This window comes from Desulfonauticus autotrophicus (assembly GCF_055381725.1).
On sequence record NZ_AP042395.1, the window covers coordinates 714642 to 731352 of the forward strand.

The 16711-nt window shown below is 37.4% G+C and carries 16 protein-coding genes and 1 pseudogene; 5 read left to right on the top strand and 12 right to left on the bottom strand.

Annotation, left to right across the window (positions count from 1 at the left end; translation table 11 throughout):
* Positions 1–6: 6 nt before the first annotated feature.
* Complete coding sequence (locus tag ACZ42F_RS04175; protein WP_464279863.1) at positions 7–1341, top strand: ArsB/NhaD family transporter; 1335 nt, start codon at positions 7–9, stop codon at positions 1339–1341.
* Between the two features lie 53 nt (positions 1342–1394).
* Here ACZ42F_RS04175 and ACZ42F_RS04180 read toward each other — a convergent pair whose 3' ends face one another.
* The 10 genes from ACZ42F_RS04180 to ACZ42F_RS04225 form a co-directional block, all read right to left on the bottom strand.
* A complete protein-coding gene (locus ACZ42F_RS04180) occupies positions 1395–2186 on the bottom strand; it encodes a 2Fe-2S iron-sulfur cluster-binding protein (RefSeq protein ID WP_464279864.1) in 792 nt (263 codons plus the stop codon).
* Positions 2187–2207: 21 nt separating this feature from the next.
* Complete coding sequence (locus ACZ42F_RS04185) at positions 2208–4085, bottom strand: NADH-ubiquinone oxidoreductase-F iron-sulfur binding region domain-containing protein (protein ID WP_464279865.1); 1878 nt, start codon at positions 4083–4085, stop codon at positions 2208–2210.
* Between the two features lie 2 nt (positions 4086–4087).
* On the bottom strand, positions 4088–4588 hold the full coding sequence (locus tag ACZ42F_RS04190; protein ID WP_464279866.1) for an NADH-quinone oxidoreductase subunit NuoE family protein: 501 nt from the start codon (positions 4586–4588) through the stop codon (positions 4088–4090).
* A 6-nt stretch (positions 4589–4594) separates the two neighbouring features.
* The gene (locus ACZ42F_RS04195) at positions 4595–5113 is read right to left on the bottom strand and encodes a 4Fe-4S dicluster domain-containing protein (protein WP_464279867.1); all 519 of its coding nucleotides are present in this window, start codon (positions 5111–5113) and stop codon (positions 4595–4597) included.
* Between the two features lie 125 nt (positions 5114–5238).
* Positions 5239–7032: a selenocysteine-specific translation elongation factor gene (gene selB / locus ACZ42F_RS04200; RefSeq protein WP_464280194.1), complete on the bottom strand. Its 1794-nt coding sequence runs from the start codon at positions 7030–7032 to the stop codon at positions 5239–5241.
* Positions 6956–7141 (bottom strand): hypothetical protein, encoded by a 186-nt coding sequence (locus ACZ42F_RS04205; protein WP_464279868.1) that lies wholly within the window; start codon positions 7139–7141, stop codon positions 6956–6958. Before ACZ42F_RS04205 ends, selB begins: the two co-directional genes overlap by 77 nt.
* 20 nt (positions 7142–7161) lie before the next feature.
* Positions 7162–7650: a M23 family metallopeptidase gene (locus ACZ42F_RS04210; RefSeq protein WP_464279869.1), complete on the bottom strand. Its 489-nt coding sequence runs from the start codon at positions 7648–7650 to the stop codon at positions 7162–7164.
* Between the two features lie 326 nt (positions 7651–7976).
* Entirely contained in the window at positions 7977–9317 is a 1341-nt protein-coding gene (xseA, locus tag ACZ42F_RS04215; protein ID WP_464279870.1) for an exodeoxyribonuclease VII large subunit, read from the bottom strand.
* 123 nt (positions 9318–9440) lie between these two features.
* The gene (locus ACZ42F_RS04220) at positions 9441–9626 is read right to left on the bottom strand and encodes a bacterioferritin-associated ferredoxin (protein ID WP_464279871.1); all 186 of its coding nucleotides are present in this window, start codon (positions 9624–9626) and stop codon (positions 9441–9443) included.
* 17 nt (positions 9627–9643) lie between these two features.
* The gene (locus ACZ42F_RS04225) at positions 9644–11050 is read right to left on the bottom strand and encodes a sensor domain-containing diguanylate cyclase (RefSeq protein ID WP_464279872.1); all 1407 of its coding nucleotides are present in this window, start codon (positions 11048–11050) and stop codon (positions 9644–9646) included.
* A gap of 122 nt (positions 11051–11172) precedes the next feature.
* On the opposite strand from ACZ42F_RS04225, the gene xseB reads away from it, so the two are divergent.
* From xseB to ACZ42F_RS04245, 4 genes and pseudogenes are all read left to right on the top strand, one after another.
* Complete coding sequence (gene xseB / locus ACZ42F_RS04230) at positions 11173–11394, top strand: exodeoxyribonuclease VII small subunit (RefSeq protein WP_464279873.1); 222 nt, start codon at positions 11173–11175, stop codon at positions 11392–11394.
* A 2-nt stretch (positions 11395–11396) separates the two neighbouring features.
* Complete coding sequence (locus ACZ42F_RS04235) at positions 11397–12308, top strand: polyprenyl synthetase family protein (protein WP_464279874.1); 912 nt, start codon at positions 11397–11399, stop codon at positions 12306–12308.
* Between the two features lie 14 nt (positions 12309–12322).
* Positions 12323–13676: pseudogene (gene ftsY / locus ACZ42F_RS04240) on the top strand (signal recognition particle-docking protein FtsY).
* Positions 13663–14241, top strand: a complete 579-nt coding sequence (locus ACZ42F_RS04245; RefSeq protein WP_464279875.1) for a TetR/AcrR family transcriptional regulator — start codon at positions 13663–13665, stop codon at positions 14239–14241. The pseudogene ftsY and the gene ACZ42F_RS04245 overlap by 14 nt, the downstream one beginning before the upstream one ends.
* Before the next feature lie 2 nt (positions 14242–14243).
* Here ACZ42F_RS04245 and pstA read toward each other — a convergent pair whose 3' ends face one another.
* On the bottom strand, positions 14244–15407 hold the full coding sequence (gene pstA / locus ACZ42F_RS04250; RefSeq protein ID WP_464279876.1) for a phosphate ABC transporter permease PstA: 1164 nt from the start codon (positions 15405–15407) through the stop codon (positions 14244–14246).
* 3 nt (positions 15408–15410) lie between these two features.
* The gene (gene pstC / locus ACZ42F_RS04255) at positions 15411–16559 is read right to left on the bottom strand and encodes a phosphate ABC transporter permease subunit PstC (protein ID WP_464279877.1); all 1149 of its coding nucleotides are present in this window, start codon (positions 16557–16559) and stop codon (positions 15411–15413) included.
* Positions 16560–16711 lie beyond the last annotated feature (152 nt).

Here is a 16711-nt window from a genome sequence, read left to right on the forward strand (position 1 = left end):
AGATAGATGTTTTGGACAGCGACTCTGATATTTCTCATTTCGTATGCGGTAATTGTATCTGAAAAGGTACACAAGACCAAGGTAGCCATGTTTGGTGCAGCTCTGGTTTTGATTTGCAAGATTTTACTCCAGCACGAAGCTTTTCACGATATAGAGCTGGGAGTGGACTGGAACGTTATCTTTTTGCTCATTTCCATGATGATAATCATTAATGTCATGACCAAGACCGGAGTTTTCCAGTATGTAGCCATTAAGTCCGCCAAGATGGCCAAGGGAGAGCCCTTTAAGATAATGGCCATATTTGCGGTAATTACGGCCATAGGTTCAGCCTTTTTGGACAATGTAACCACTGTATTGCTTTTAGCCCCAGTAACCTTGCTTATTGCTGAGCAGTTAGAAGTGGACCCTGTGCCCTACTTAATCACTGAGGCTCTGGCTTCCAATATAGGCGGTACTGCTACTTTGATAGGTGACCCACCCAACATTATGATTGCTTCTAAAGCTGGCCTAAATTTTATGGATTTTATTGTTCACCTTACCCCGGCTATTATTGTTATTTTTCTTATTTGGCTTGCTATCTGGAAGTTTATTTTTGGCAAGAGACTTCACGTTACAGAAGAAAATAAGGCCAAAATAATGGCTATGAATGAAAATGAACTCATCACCAATCCTTTATTGCTAAAAAAATCTCTGGTAGTTTTAAGTCTGACCATTCTGGGTTTTATTTTACATGGAATTTTCCACTATGAGCCAGCCACAGTAGCTTTAATGGGCGCAGCTACCTTGCTTTTAATTTCTGGTGAACATCCCCATGAAATTCTGGCTGAAGTGGAGTGGCCAACTATTTTCTTTTTCATAGGCCTGTTTATCATCATAGGTGGTACAGTAAAAGTTGGGCTTATTGAACTTATGTCTGTGAAAATGATTGACATCACCAACCCTCAGCCAGACAACATGCTCACTTTATCCATGGTTATGGTCTGGTTTTCTGCTATAGCCTCAGCCATAGTGGATAATATTCCCTTTGTAGCCACCATGAACCCCTTGTTAATTGAAATGGTGCATAAGGTTTATAATCTAACAGATCCTGCTACCATGGAACACATTCAACATGGAGCCATGATGCCTGTGTGGTGGTCTCTGGCCTTAGGAGCCTGTCTGGGTGGAAATGGCTCTCCCATTGGAGCCTCTGCCAACGTAATTGTAGTGGGTATGAGTGAAAAGGCAGGTTATCCCATTACCTTTGTCCGTTTCTTAAAATACGGCGTGCCTGTAACCATACTTACTGTAGCCTTAGCAATGCTTTATATCTATCTTAGATATTATGTGTTGGGTATATAAAAAAAGCCTCCCTTTGTGGGAGGCTTTTTTATTAATAAGTTTTATAAAAATTATTACCAGTCAATATTAAACTCAAACACAGCATCCTCAGCTAAATCTTCTGCTTCTCTAGCTACATTACTTCTTCTGCATTTAAAGCAGAGATTAGGATATACAAGTAAAGTATCTTCACCTAATTTTTTTCTACTAAATTCAATATTTTTTTCTGTAGTTACTACGCTACCGCATTGTTCACATATGACTAACTTATGCTCCGCAACTATCTGGTTTCCAAATATAATTTTTCTTTTACCTTCCTTATCCTCCAGTTTTACATAGCCAGTGGGACAAACCATAAAGCAAGCACCACACCCAACACATACAGAGGAAAGCTCATTAAAAGGAGTAGTAATATGAAACTCATGGCTTCTATCAGCCATACAAAGGGCACTTACCACATGAGTGGAACATACCCGGGCACAAAGACCACAGCGAATACAGTTATCTGGATATAAGCAAGCATATTTACTTTTGGTTCCATATTCCTTGGCCAAACTATTGAGCAAAGGAGAATCCGGACAACGAGTTAAAAGTAATTCCAAAATTACTCGTCTTCCCTGGCGAACCTTTTCACTATTGGTATCTACTTCTATTCCTTCTTTAATAGGAAAATTACAAGCAGTAACCAGTTTACTCCTTCCTCGGTCCTTTACTTCCACAGTACAAAATCTACACATACCCTTTGGCTCTACTGCAGGATGAGCACACAAGGTAGGAATATGAATACCATTTCTTTTAGCTACATCTAAAATATATTCTCCCTTTTCTCCACTTACCTTTTTCCCATCAATAGAAAACTCTATCATACCAGCTTAACCTCTCATGCTTTATTTTTTTATAGGAACAGGCTTTATACTATCAAAATTACAATTTCTATAACATTCACCACATTTTATGCATAAATTTTGATCAATCTTATGAGGAGATTTTTTTTCACCACTAATAGCTTCAGCCGGACATTTGCGTTTACAAAGTCCACAACCAGTACACTTATCTGGATCTATCTCAAAGTTAAATAGTTTTTTACATACTCCAGCCCGGCAAAAGCCTTCTTCTATATGCTCTAAATATTCATGTTTAAAATACTTAAGAGTACTAAGGACAGGATTGGGAGCAGATTTACCCAGACCACACAAGGAAAATCCTCCCACAACTTCTCCCAGGTCCTTTAATTTATCAATATCTTCTAACCTACCCTCACCCTGAGTTATGCGATTTAAAATTTCTTCCATCTGCACCAGGCCTTCCCTACAAGGCGTACACTGCCCACAGGATTCTTCTACTAAAAAATGCACAAAATAGCGGGCAACATCTACCATACAGTTGGTCTGATCCATAACAATCATGCCACCTGAGCCCATAATAGAGCCCAAAGAAGTAAGTCTTTCAAAATCAACAGGTTCATCAAGATATTCTTTGGGAATACAACCTCCAGAAGGACCTCCGGTTTGTACTGCTTTAAACTCTCTATTTTTAGGTGTTCCTCCTCCAATATCATAAATAATTGTTCGCAAAGAAGTTCCCATAGGTACTTCTACCAGGCCTACATTATTTACTGAGCCTGTGAGTGCAAAAATTTTAGTTCCCTTGGACTTTTCTGTACCAAGTTCTGCAAACCACTCCCAGCCTTTTAAAATAATACTGGGTACATTGGCATAGGTTTCCACATTGTTTAAATTGGAAGGAGAATTGCGAAAACCCTTTTCTACAGAACGAATGTACTTTGCTCTAGGACGCCCCACCTTTCCTTCTAAAGAAGCCATTAAAGCAGTGGACTCACCACAGACAAAAGCTCCTGCTCCAGTGGAAATTTTTATATCAAAAGAAAAATCTGTACCCAGAATATTATCACCTAAAAGCCCCAAGCTCCTGGCCTGCGCAATGGCTGTATGCAAGGTTTTTACAGCCAGAGGATATTCAAAACGAATATAAATATATCCTTCTTTAGCTCCAATAGCATAAGCAGCCAGAAGCATACCTTCCAGAACTCGGTGAGGATCCCCTTCCAGAAGGGATCTATCCATAAAGGCACCGGGGTCTCCTTCATCTGCATTACAAATTACATATTTTTCACCAGGATAAGACGAACAATACTGCCACTTAAGTCCTGTGGGAAAACCAGCCCCGCCCAATCCTCTTAAACCTGACTTTTTTACCTCTTCAATAACTTCCTGTGGACTCATGGAGGTTAAAGCCTTGACCAAGGCCTGATAAGAACCATGGGCAATAGCTTCATCAATTTCAAAGGGATCAATCTCTCCAATGTTCTGCAAAACCCGACGAGTTTGTCTGGCATAAAAGGGAATTTCTTCTGCTTTAGAAACCTTCTCCTTCTGTAAAGGATCCTTATACAAAAGATTATTAATCAACTCGCCTTGTTTTACAGTTTTTTCCACAATCTCTTCTACATCTTTTAACTTTACCTGCTGATAATAAATCCCTTCGGGATACAAAATAACCAAAGGACCACGGGAACAAAAACCATGACAACCTGTAGATTTAACTATAGGCTTTACCTTAACTCCTATATTTTCTGTTTTAATCTTTTCTTTTAAAGCTTCTAAAACTTCTACACTCCCACTAGCCTGACATCCTGTTCCACAACAAACAGTAATAACATTTTCAGTTTCTTTTATTTTTTCCTTAACTTGATTATGGTATTTATAAAAATCATCTATAGATTTAAGTTTAGAATTACTTAACATAATTATTCCCCTTGGGATAACTCTTCAATTATTTTATTCATTTCACTTTGATTAGTACTGGGATGATATTTTCCATCTACTACTGAAACCATGGCCAGAGCACAAGCACCAACACAGTTCACAGTCTCAATAGTAAAAAGACCATCCTCTGTTGTTTCTCCAGGCTCAACTTTAAGTCTTGAACATAATTCCTTTACTACTTTATCACTACCTTTTAAATGACAGGCTGTGCCAGTACAAATCTGAATAATATGCTTGCCTCTTGGTTTTAAACTAAAAGAAGCATAAAAGGTAACCACTTCATATATATGAGAAATAGGAAGACTGAGCTTTTCTGCCAAATAAACTAAAGCATCTTTAGGTAAATAGTTGTACTCCTTCTGGATAGCCTGTAAAATCATTATTAAATTTTCTTTATCTCCTCCATACTCTTCATCAATAATTTTATCCAAAAGGTTATAATCCACTTGAGCTTCTAGTTGTTTACATTTACACTCACTCATTTCTATTTATCCCCTTTCCACCATGCTTAAAGGTTCTTCTATTACTTTTAATTCTTGTAATTTAGTATTAATTTCATCTAAAGTTCCAAAATATAAACAGCCAGTAGTACAATTTTCCACACAAGCAGGTTTTAACCCTTGCTCCAATCTATTCACACAAAAGTCACATTTTACTACAGTATGCGAGGAAGGATCCCACTGAGGTGCTCCAAAGGGACAGGCCACTATACAACTTTTACAGCCAATACACAAAGAACGATCCATAGCTACAATGCCGTCCTTTTCTCTTTTATATAAAGCTCCAGTAGGACAGGCTTTTACACACCAGGGATTATCGCATTGAAAACAGGAGACAAAAATATTGGCTACTTTTACTTTTCCTTGAATTAATTTTGGCCCAAAGGTAAATATCTGACAGGGTTTTGGAGCAGGATTAGTTAGATTTTTGTTTTGTTTACAATGAATTTGACAACTAAGACAACCTATACACCTAGAGCGATCATGAAAAAGATAATAAATGCTCATCTCTCCTCCCAGTTAAACAATTCTTAATTTAGGAAGAAGGATAAAACAAAGGAGCAATATCTGTCAATTAGTGGTAAAAAAAATATAGGTTAACGCCTAGTTTTCTCCATAAGTGGTAAAAGTGTCTATGCTTTTTTTCTAAGAACCCGCTTATCCCCAATGCGCATGGTGATTTTCTCTTTATCAAAATATTCCAACAAAGGAATGGAATATTTTCTGGAAAGTCCGGTCAAGGCCTTAAAATCAGCAGGAGTAAGCTCTTGCTGTTGCTCAAAGTAAGCAGTTAACTTATCCAGTAATTCCTCTACTACTTGTTTAGCATAGACAATATTTTCATTAAGGCGAACCACTTTGCCTTCTTTTTCTAACAAGCGCAAAATATCGTTCAATTCTTTAGGAGAGCAAGATACCTTTTCTTTTAATTCTTTATAAGTGGGAGGAGTAAGTTTTCCTTTAGAGATCAAGTTTAAAACCATATTGTATATTTTTTCACTATCAGAATGAACTTTTACTTCATATCCATAAATTTTAATGTACTTATCTACAATTTCTATTTGTTTATCTTTTTTAAGATTATTCAATATATAACTAAAAACATGTTCATCAATTTTTATATCCAAACTAGAATAAACTTCATTCCTGCTAACTCCTTCTTCTAATGGATTACTCTTGTGAAATTCTTTTAAATAGTTTAATATATTACTTTTTATTTCTTTTACAATCTCCAGATGCATATAAAGCTTTTTATCTTTAGAGACTAAGAAAACAACTTTTTCAGAGCACAGCTTTTGCAAATACTTTTCCAGCTCTTTAATTCTAAAATTAGTTAAAACTAAAAGTTTATTTATATCTATTCCTTTAAATCCACTTCTTTTTATCTGGCCAGCAACAACCTCCTCAGGATTCAACTGCTCTATTTCTTTAAAAAACAATATTTCTTTGGATTTTCGCTTCAGGTGGGTAGCCAGTGGATCCAACACCCTTCCTCCCCCAACTGTTTGTAAGGGAGAAAAAGAACGCAAAACAAACCTATCTCCAAACAGGGCTACCATGGGTTGAGCAAAGCGAATCTGAGCCAGAGCACTTTCTCCTGGAGAAAGCTCATCCTTTTCCAGTAAATATACCCTGGCCATGACTTCTTTACAGCCGTGGTGAAAGTGAATCTCGCTCCTATGTTTTAAAGGCCTGGGAGCAGAACTAAGGTAATCTATTTTCACTGTCCAGGTTGTAGAAGGAAAAAGGCTTCCAGGCCTGGCCAGGATATCTCCCCGTTCAATCTTATCTTTTTCCACACCCTGCAGGTTAACGGCAGTACGCTGTCCAGCCAGGGCCTCTTCCTTGCTTTCTGAATGCACCTGAATATTTCTAATCTTAGCCAAAAGCTCCCCTGGATAGATTTGAACTTCTTCTCCTACTTTTATCCTTCCAGAAAGGGTAGTGCCAGTAATTACAGTACCATGACCATGCAGGGTAAAGACTCTATCTATGGGTAAGCGAAATACATCCAGAGGCTTTTCTTGCTTTATAGTTGCCACCATCTTTTCAATGGTTGCTTTTAGTTCTTCCAGGCCCTGCCCAGTAGTAGAGGAAACAGGAACAATAGGCGCATCTTTTAAAAAAGTAGAAGCCAAAAATTCCTTAATGTCTTCTTGTACCAATTCCAGCCATTCTTCTTCCACCATATCCACTTTGGTCAAGGCAACTATGCCTTTACTTATTCCCAACAGGGAACAAATTTCCACGTGCTCTTTGGTCTGGGGCATTACTCCTTCATCAGCAGCAATTACCAGCAAAACAAAATCTATGCCCACAGCTCCAGAAACCATATTCTTGACAAACTTTTCATGCCCGGGAACATCTACAATTCCAATTCGGGTATTTCCCAGATCCAGGTAAGCAAAGCCCAGTTCTATAGTAATCCCTCTTTTTCTCTTCTGCCAGACGGTCGCAGTCTATACCTGTAAGCGCTCTTACCAGGGTAGTTTTTCCGTGGTCAATGTGCCCTGCTGTTCCCATTACAATAGGCATATGTTCTCTCCTGTTTTTATTTAAAATAAGCTTAAAGGATTTACAGCTTCTCCCAACACAAAAAGGCCAAAATGTAAATGCGGGCCAGTGGCTCTCCCACTACTTCCAGCCAGACCTATAACCTCTCCTTTTTCTACCACTTTGCCCAAACTAGTTTTAAATTGGTTTAAATGCATATAAAGGGAATAAATCCCCAAGCCATGATCCAAAATCAAAGTATTACCGCCAAAAAAAAGACTTTTAGCCAGGACCACTTTACCTCTAGCAAAAGCTCGTATGGGTGTGTTTAAAGGAGCCCGAAAATCCACACCTCGATGATAACTTCGCTCCTCTCCATTTAAAATTCTCTTTACACCAAAAGGGGATAATACTTTGCTCCTTACAGGAAGCTGTATTTCTCTCAAAAAGCTATAGGGAGTAACTGTATTTAAAATTCTGTTAACAATATATTTTTCTTTTTTTATTCTTTTTAAATCTTTTTTAGAAAAATAAACAAATTTTTTAGGCAATTTTAAATATTGCTTAGAAAAGTTTTTTTTCAAAATTTTAATTTTATACTTTTCTTTAAAAAATTTTCCCTTTTCTTGATAATAAATCCAAAAGAGCCTATCTTTTTTTCTTTAGCAGAAACTCCAAGTATAACTCTACTTTTTTTCTGTTTATTTAAGGGAACTACCATAGTTTTACTGTTGTATTTTAATAAAATTCCATTTACTTCTGACGAATATTTAACTTCTAACCAAAAACAATTTCCCTGATAAACTTTTCTAGGATAAGAGACTTTTATAGAAGCATAAAGAGAAGTGGAAAAAAGGAAAAAAATATTATTCCTACACTAAATAATCTTAGCATCCTTCTTACCATCATAAAATCTCAACTCCACTTCCTCTTGAGACTTAAGTTCTTTTGCCCTTTTTACCAACTTATTATTTCTTTTTTTACTAATCAGAATATAACCTTTTTCCAGAGGTTTTAAAGGGCTACTTTGTTCAAGGTTATTGGCAAGTAAATCTAGTTTATAATCTTTATTTTGTAAAAAAAACTCAATCCAGTTTAAAAGTTCTTGCCTTATAAGGCTTAGTCTATATTCTTTTTCGTCAAGTTTAAAATTATTTAGTTTATCAAACAATATAGACTGCTTAGAAGACAAAATATTTTCTTTCTTAAGGATAAATTCTTGCCACAAATGAAGTAATTCTTGTTTTAAGTAGTTAAACTTATTTATTAAAGAATTAATCTTTTCTCTGGGACTTAAATAAAACAGCTTTTGCTTTAAGTGCAAAAAACTTTCTTCTTTTTGTTTTAAAAAAGCAAAAAAGCCCTGTTCCAGGTCCATTTGCAATTCATCTACCTGTCGCACCAGGTTTTCTTTTAAAGGCCAAAGCAGTTGAGGCACATGACTGGGAGTAGAGGCCCTCTTATCTGCTACAAAATCTGCAATAGTAAAATCCACCTCATGCCCTATTCCTGTAATTACAGGTAATTTGGAGGAAAAAATAGCCCTGGCCACCTCTTCGGTATTAAAGGACCACAGATCTTCCAAGGAACCGCCACCTCTAATTAATACTAAAACTTCAACTTCTTCTTTTAAGTTGGCAAGCTCTATGGCCCTGACCAACTGCTCCACACTTTCTTTTCCCTGAACACTGGTGGGATAAACAATAATCTCTTTGCTCAGACCATAATCTCTGGCAATCTTTAAAAAATCCTGCAAAGCAGCAGAATTAGGTGCAGTAATTACCCCTACTTTATAAGGATTAAAGGGTGTTGTTTTTTTATTTTCTAGAGCAAAAAGTCCTTCTTTTTCCAGTTTTTGCTTTAAGGCCTCAAAGGCTAAAAAAAGGCTCCCCAGGCCTACTTCCTGGACAAATTCGGCAATTAATTGATACACTCCTCTTTGGGGATAAACATTGATTTTACCTGCAACAATAATCTCCTGCCCATCTCCAAGCAATTCACTTAATTTTCTTCCCTCTCTATCTCTCCCCACCTGGCTTCCTTTAAACCAAACCACCTGCAAACAGGCCTGTTCATCCTTTAAGGTAAAGTAAATATGACCAGAAGTGGCCTTAGAATAGTTGGAAATTTGACCCCTTACCCACACAAAGGGGAAATTACTTTCCAAAAGGTCCTTAAGTCCCTGGGTTAGTTCGGAAACAGTAAAAATATAAGGCAAAAAAAACTCCTGTCTTGAAAGTAGAATTAATATTTAAGTAGGAGTTTAAAAAAGAGTGGAAGAAAAGAAAAGAAAAAATTTAAAAGGATTAAAGAGGTTTAAAACCTGGAGAGGTGAGTTCTTTTACCACCTGGTAAACATCACCCAGACATCACCTGCCTTTGGGATTTTTCTGCGCACAATCACAATTACCTTTTGCTTTTCTGCCTTTATTCTCTCCAGAATTAAAGATTTCCCATGTTTTTTAAAATCTTTCTCTATATCCTTGCGAGAATAACCAAAGCAATAACAAATAAGTTCTTCTGACATTTTTTCCTGCCTGAGCTTTAATTGGGCAATTTTCTACACTCTATTTCTGAAGAAGTACAGACCATATTCCTGCCACTATTCTTGGCCAGGTACAGAGCTTGATCAGCTCTGGCAATAAGCTCTTCAGCTGGAGTAAAGGGCTCTGGGCGCAAGCTGGTTACTCCTATGCTCACTGTAACTCTTATTTTTTTCTTACCAGAACTAAAATAACTCTTTTCAATTTTTTTCCTGATTCTCTGGGCTAAAATCCAGGCTCGTTCTTCTGGAGTTTCTGGAAGCAAAATAACAAACTCTTCTCCCCCATATCTGGCTACCAGGTCAGTTTCTCTGACACTCTGCTGGACTATTTGAGCAATCTTTTTCAGGACCATATCTCCTACTAAATGCCCATAGGTGTCATTTATAGATTTAAAAAAGTCCACATCCAGCAGGAGCAATCCCAGATTTCTGCCACTTCTTTGATGCCTTTTTAACTCCAGACGCAAAGCCTGGTCAAAATGTCGACGATTATAAAGGCCAGTAAGCCCATCGTGATCTGCTCGCAACTTTACTTCTTCAAAACGCAGGGCATTGCGAATAGCCAGCCCCAAGTGAGTACAGGCACTTTGTAAAACCTGAAATTGATCTTTACCCAGGCTTTCTCCAGCTAAAGTTAAAATGGCCATACACCCATAGACCTTTTGGGCGTGTTTTAAAGGTACCAAAATAATATTTTCTCTCTGTAATTTTTCTTGTTCTTCTTCACTGGCCAGCCAATTTAATTGAAACTCCCGAACTTCTTTTTTAGTAAATCTTTTGACCACTTCCAGTAAATATTCTTGCCAGGAAAATACCTTTTCTGCATTTCCCTGAGGAATAAAACACTGAATACTGCTTAAATCTTCCTGCCACCCAAAAACACCGCCTATCTCCTTTACCTCCAGAACCTGTTTTAACTCTTCTCTGGCAATCTTAAAAATCTTTTCCAGTTCTAAGGTTTCTGTAGATCTGGTTAAAATTCTATTTAAAAAACTAAGTAAAGCATTTTTGCGAGCCAAAATCTCTCGTTCCAGACTAATTTCTCTGGTCATATTCAATATATCCAAATAAGTAGCAAAAAGTTCCTGGGCTTTATGGAAAAGAGAAAAGAGGTTGTTTTTCTCTACAGGCAAGGATAAGAAACCTAAGAAATTTTCAGGTAGGTTTTCCAACTCACCAAATAACTGTCTGTTTTTACTAACAAAAATTACCTGTCCCTGTTCTTTAGGAAAATTCAAAGGTGCAGATTCCAAATCTATAAAGTAAAGAGGCCAAAAAGAAAAAGTTTCCTCCCCACTAAACCTATCCGGGGTAAACCATCTCCTGGGTCTTTCAGGCAATAACTTATCTATATCTTCAAATAATTTTCTTTGCTTACCAACAAAAACAAATCCTAGCTCTGGCATATTTTCCTCCTCAGGGAGAAAAATGCAAAAAAAATACCACAAGCCTGTAATCTCTAGGTTTCACTAAAAAAAACTTGAGAAAAACCTTTTTTTCCTTAAATCCTCTGAAACTGGAGGAGAAAATGGGCGGAAGAAAAAAAGTATCCTTTGACCAAAATTTAAAAGACCTGGAAAACATAGTAGAAAAGCTTAATCAAGAAGACCTTCCTCTAGAAGAAGGTGTTCAATTATTTAAACAGGGAATGGAAATACTGGAAAAATGTAAGGAACAATTAAATAAAGCCAAGGATGAAGTTAAAATTTATTTAGAAAATACTAAAAATAACAACAAAGACGAAAATTAAGTATGCAAAAAAAAACTTTTAATCCTCAATTTAAAACCAGGTTAACCCAACTTGCTGAAAAGATAAATACGACTTTAAAAGAAATTATAAGTACTACCAGTTGTCCTCCCCAGCTTAAAGAAAGTATGCAATATAGTTTACTGGCAGGAGGAAAAAGAATAAGGCCCATATTGTGTCTAAGCTGGGGTAAGATGTTAGGCCTGGAAGAAGAAAAAATTCTTCCCTTTGCCTGTGGTCTAGAATTTATTCACACTTACTCCCTTATTCATGATGACCTCCCGGCCATGGATAATGACGACCTTCGAAGGGGCAAACCAACCAATCACAAAATATATGGCGAAGGAATGGCCATTCTGGCTGGAGATGCCCTGCTCACCCAGAGTTTTGAATTAATGCTCTCCACTCCCTTACCTCCTTCTTATGTTTTGGCAGCCACTCTAGAGGTAAGTAAGGCTGCAGGTCCAAAGGGTATGGTGGGAGGACAGGTCCTGGATTTAAGTCTAGAAAATCAAGAGGATATTCAGCTAAACCAGATTCAAGAAATGCACACTTTAAAAACAGGGGCTTTATTGACTGTATCCTGCTTAAGCGGAGCCCTTTTAGCCCAAAGCAAAAAAGAGGATGCCAAAGCCTTAGAGCGGGCAAAGACCTATGGAGAAAATTTTGGACTGGCTTTTCAAATTGTAGACGATATTTTAGATCTTGTAGGCGATGAAAAAACTCTGGGCAAACCAGTAGGTAGCGATCTCAAACAGGGAAAAAGTACCTATCCCAGTTTAATTGGGCTGGAAAAAAGTTATGAATTAGCCTATAAAAGTATAGACAGGGCGCTTTTAGCCCTGGCAAGTTATCAGGGAGAAGAAAAAGATTTTTTGGTGGATATAGCTAAATATATCGTAGCCAGAATAAATTAAAAAAAGAGGTAACTATGGGATTTTTTAGTAAAATCAAAAAGTTATGGAAAAAAGACAAAGAACAACCTGCCGCTGCAGAGCCGCTTAAAACCTCAGAAATCACTCCGGAAAAGGAAGCTGTTAAAGATAAAAAATCTCTACCCACTATTACTGATAAAGCCATAGCTGAAGAGATTTCCAAAGCTTTGGCTTCAGCTGAGCCCAAATTAAGTGTATGGTTAAACATTTTGCTTCAAGGCCTTGAGAAAAAGGGGAAGAGCTCTGGGCCAGGCTAAAATTTTTATTGGCCAAACTGGAAGTGCCTGAAGAAGAAGCTGAAGATTTTATTGCCAAGTTTAAAAACTGGCTGGATAACATGGAATATGAATATTTAGAAGAATTTAGGTTTGAGCTTCAATATCGCCTTGCTCTAGCTCTAGATTTAGAAGATGAAGAAGATGAACGCAGCCGTTTGTTTTTAAAACTCTCTGAAGGATTGGCCAAAACCAAGGCCCAACTTTCTCGTCAGTTAGACAACCTCCTTAGTACTTCCAAAAATTTTGACTCTGCTTTTTGGGAAGAATTGGAAGAAATTTTAATCATGTCTGATGTGGGGTTTAACACCACCTTAAAACTCATCGACAATCTCAAACAAAAAGCCAAAGACTTAAGTCCAGGGGACCAGGAAGGGTTTAAAAAAATCTTTGCTGAAGAAATCTTCTCCCTTTTCCTGCCCCCAGTAAAAAATTAATTGCCCTAAAACCAGAAGTGGTCTTGATGATTGGAGTCAATGGAGTGGGAAAAACCACCACCATTGCCAAACTAGCCTATCGCGCGCAAATGCAAGGCAAAAAAGTGCTCCTGGTAGCTGGAGATACCTTTAGGGCAGCAGCCATTGAGCAGTTAAAAATCTGGTCTCAAAGAGTAGGTGTGGGCTTTTACGCTAAAGAGCACGGTGCAGATCCAGCAGCAGTAGCCTTTGAAGCCATGGACATTGCCCTTAGGGATAACTACGACCTGGTTTTAGTAGATACTGCTGGTCGACTCCATACCAAAGTCAACCTCATGGAAGAATTGGCTAAAATTAAACGAGTCTTAAACAAAAAACATCCTGGCTCTCCCCATAGAACCATTCTGGTCCTTGATGCTACCACAGGACAAAACGCCCTCTCCCAAGTAGAACTTTTTTCCAAAGCAGTACCCATTGACGAAATCGTTCTAACCAAGCTAGATGGCACTGCCAAAGGTGGCGTAGTGGTGGCTATTGCCAGTGAATACAATATACCCATTACCTTTGTAGGCTTGGGAGAAAAAATGGAAGATTTACGCCCTTTTAACGGACAGGACTTTGCAAACGCACTCTTAGGATTTGCCAATGGCCAGAAATAAAAAAACTCAAATCTTAGACACAGCACTCAAGCTATTTGCCTTACAAGGTTATGATGAAACTACAACTTTACAAATTGCTACTGAAGCAAAAGTAACAGAGCCGTTACTATATTATCATTTTAAAAACAAAGAAGAAATTTTTACCTGTATTTTGGAAAAAATTTTTTCTGAATATAAAGAAATGATATTCAAGCTTCCTAAAAATACTAGATATGAGTTTGACAAAATAGAAAATATAATTAAGCTTCACTTTAATATAGCTGAAAATAGACCCTTAGAAGGGAGATTGATCTTAGCCCACTGCCCAGCTAAGTTAAAAAACAATAATCACCTTTGTTCTAATATTGTAGAAGAACAAAAAAACATTCTTATTGAATATATAACATCCTGCCTGGTCAAAGGTATAAACAAAAAAGAATTCAAGGAAGTACCTGTCTTACAAACAGCTTTAGTGCTCATTGCTTTTATCAACGGGCTTTTTAGAAAAAAGCTATTTGAGCAAGAGGAAAATATCCCCTACGAAGAAACAGCTATAGAATTTTGTCGCTACAGTCTGCTAATCTAATTCTACCATTTCTGCTCATATTTATTTCGAAAATAAATAGCTATGCCATTTAAAAGCAACAAGGCTGCCAATAAAATCAAAATCGCAGCAGCAGTCCTTTCTTCATATGCCCTGAGAGAAGCAGAAGCCCAGGTATAAATCTGAGCAGGTAAAACTGTAGCTGCCTGAAAAATAGATTTAGGTGGATCCGGAATATAAGCTATCATGCCAATTATTAACAAGGGGGCAGTCTCACCAATAGCTCTAGCCAGGCTGATAATGGTCCCTGTTAAAATCCCTGGCAAAGCTGCTGGTAAAACCTGATACCAGACCATCTGCCATCTGGAAGCCCCCAGACCGTAAGCTGCTTCGCGTATGGAATCAGGAATAGACCTAAGGGCTGCTCTGGTGCTAATAATAATAACAGGCAAACTCATCAGAGCTAAAGTCATTCCTCCCACCAGGGCAGAAGACCTGGGAATGTGCATAAAGTTAATAAAAATAGCCAATCCCAAAAGTCCAAATAAAATAGAAGGAATTGCTGCTAAATTATTAATATTTACTTCTATAAGTTGAGTAAAATAATTATCTGGCGCAAACTCTTCCAGATATACAGCAGCCATAACTCCCAGGGGAAAACTTATGGACAGGGTAATGAGTAATACATATAAAGTTCCCATAAAAGCAGAAAAGATTCCTGCCATTTCAGGCAATTTGGAATCTCCATAGATAAAAAAGCCTTTGTTAAATTTTAACTTAATTTTTCCTTCCTTTTTTAACCTATCCACAACTTTTTTATCTCTAGGTTTCAACCTGTTGGGTTTTCCTTTAAGATACTGATCTACTTCTGCATCTGCCAGAACCCACTCTTTTATTTGTTTCCCTATAAGATCAGGGTTTTCTTCCATTTGACGAGGTATCAATCTTAACACCCCTCTACTTACAATGTTTTCCATTTCTTCACTAACTGCCAGAAAAGGTATTTCCCTGGCTTCTTCACTATAACTTATCTCAGTTAAAACATAAGCCTGTTTAAAGGCAGTATGTCCTTTATAAATCAAATCAGCAAAAAAAAGAATTAAAAATAAAATAGCTGCACATAAAGATAATCTACACACAGATTTAAAAATTTTTTCTTTTCTATGTCTTTTAGTAAGTAAGTTAGGACTTATATATTTTTCTAACATTACTTAAACCTCATATTGTTGTTTAAATTTTTTAATTACAATCAAAGAAATAACATTTAAAATTAAAGTAAAAACAGTTAAAGCCAGCCCCAGGCCAAAAGCTGATAAAGTTTCCAGGCTGTCAAAGGCCTGATCCCCGGTTAAGGCATCTACAATTCTTACAGTCACAGTGGTCATACCCTTTAAAGGATTGAGGGTGAGATTGGCTTGCAAACCAGCAGCCATGACCACAATCATGGTCTCTCCTACTGCCCTGGAAACAGCCAGTAAAAAAGCAGAAACAATTCCGGGCAAAGCAGCAGGCAGGATTATCTTTAAGATAGTCTCACTTTGAGTAGCTCCCAAAGCTAAAGAACCTTCGCGCATATTTTGGGGGATGGCATTAATCACATCATCAGATAAAGAAGAAATTAAAGGAATAATCATTATGCCCATAACTAGCCCAGGACTTAAGGCATTGGTATACTCTGCTTCCAGCCCCAGCTTAGTAGCAATATCTACCACCAAAGGACTGACTGTAATAGCAGCAAAAAAACCATATACTACTGTGGGAATGCCTGCCAGAATCTCCAGGGCTGGTTTTAAAATTTTTCTCACCTTTGGTCTGGCATATTCTACGAGATAAATGGCTGAAAACAGACCCACTGGTAAAGCCACCATTAAGGCAATGGAAGTAATAACCAGAGTACCGGTAAATAAAGGTACTGCTCCAAACTTGGGTTTAGCTACCAGTTCTCCGGTCCTACCAGCAGCACCTAAAAAGGCTGTATCTGGCTCCCACACCGTGCCGGTTAAGAACTCCCAAAGACTTACTTTACTAAAAAAATGAATGGCTTCAAAAAGTATGGATAAAACAATTCCTATAGTCGTAAAAATAGAAATAAGAGAAGCTAGAATCAAAAGGGCAACAATACACTTTTCAACAAAATACCTGGGTTTTAGAGCAGGTGTAATAAATTTAAGGCCAAGCCAAAGAGAAACTGCACCCACAATCAAAATAAAACTAAAAAGCAAACTCCAGGGGACTTGAATAAGCTTAAACCAACTAAGCACCACTACTATTACATTAACCAGCAAAACAGGGATCAAATAAACCAAAAGGGTAAACCAGCCATAAATATTGGCTTCAAAAAAAAGTCCCTTTTGAGGCAAAACTTTCTCAATTTTTTCCTGCCTAAATAAAAGGCCAGAAAACCAAAAATGCCCAAAACCAACCAGAAAAAAAGCTTAAAATTTACACTCACCCTTTCCCCCTAAAAACAGGGTGATGCCTTAAAAATAAAGGCATCACCCTTTAATTTTTC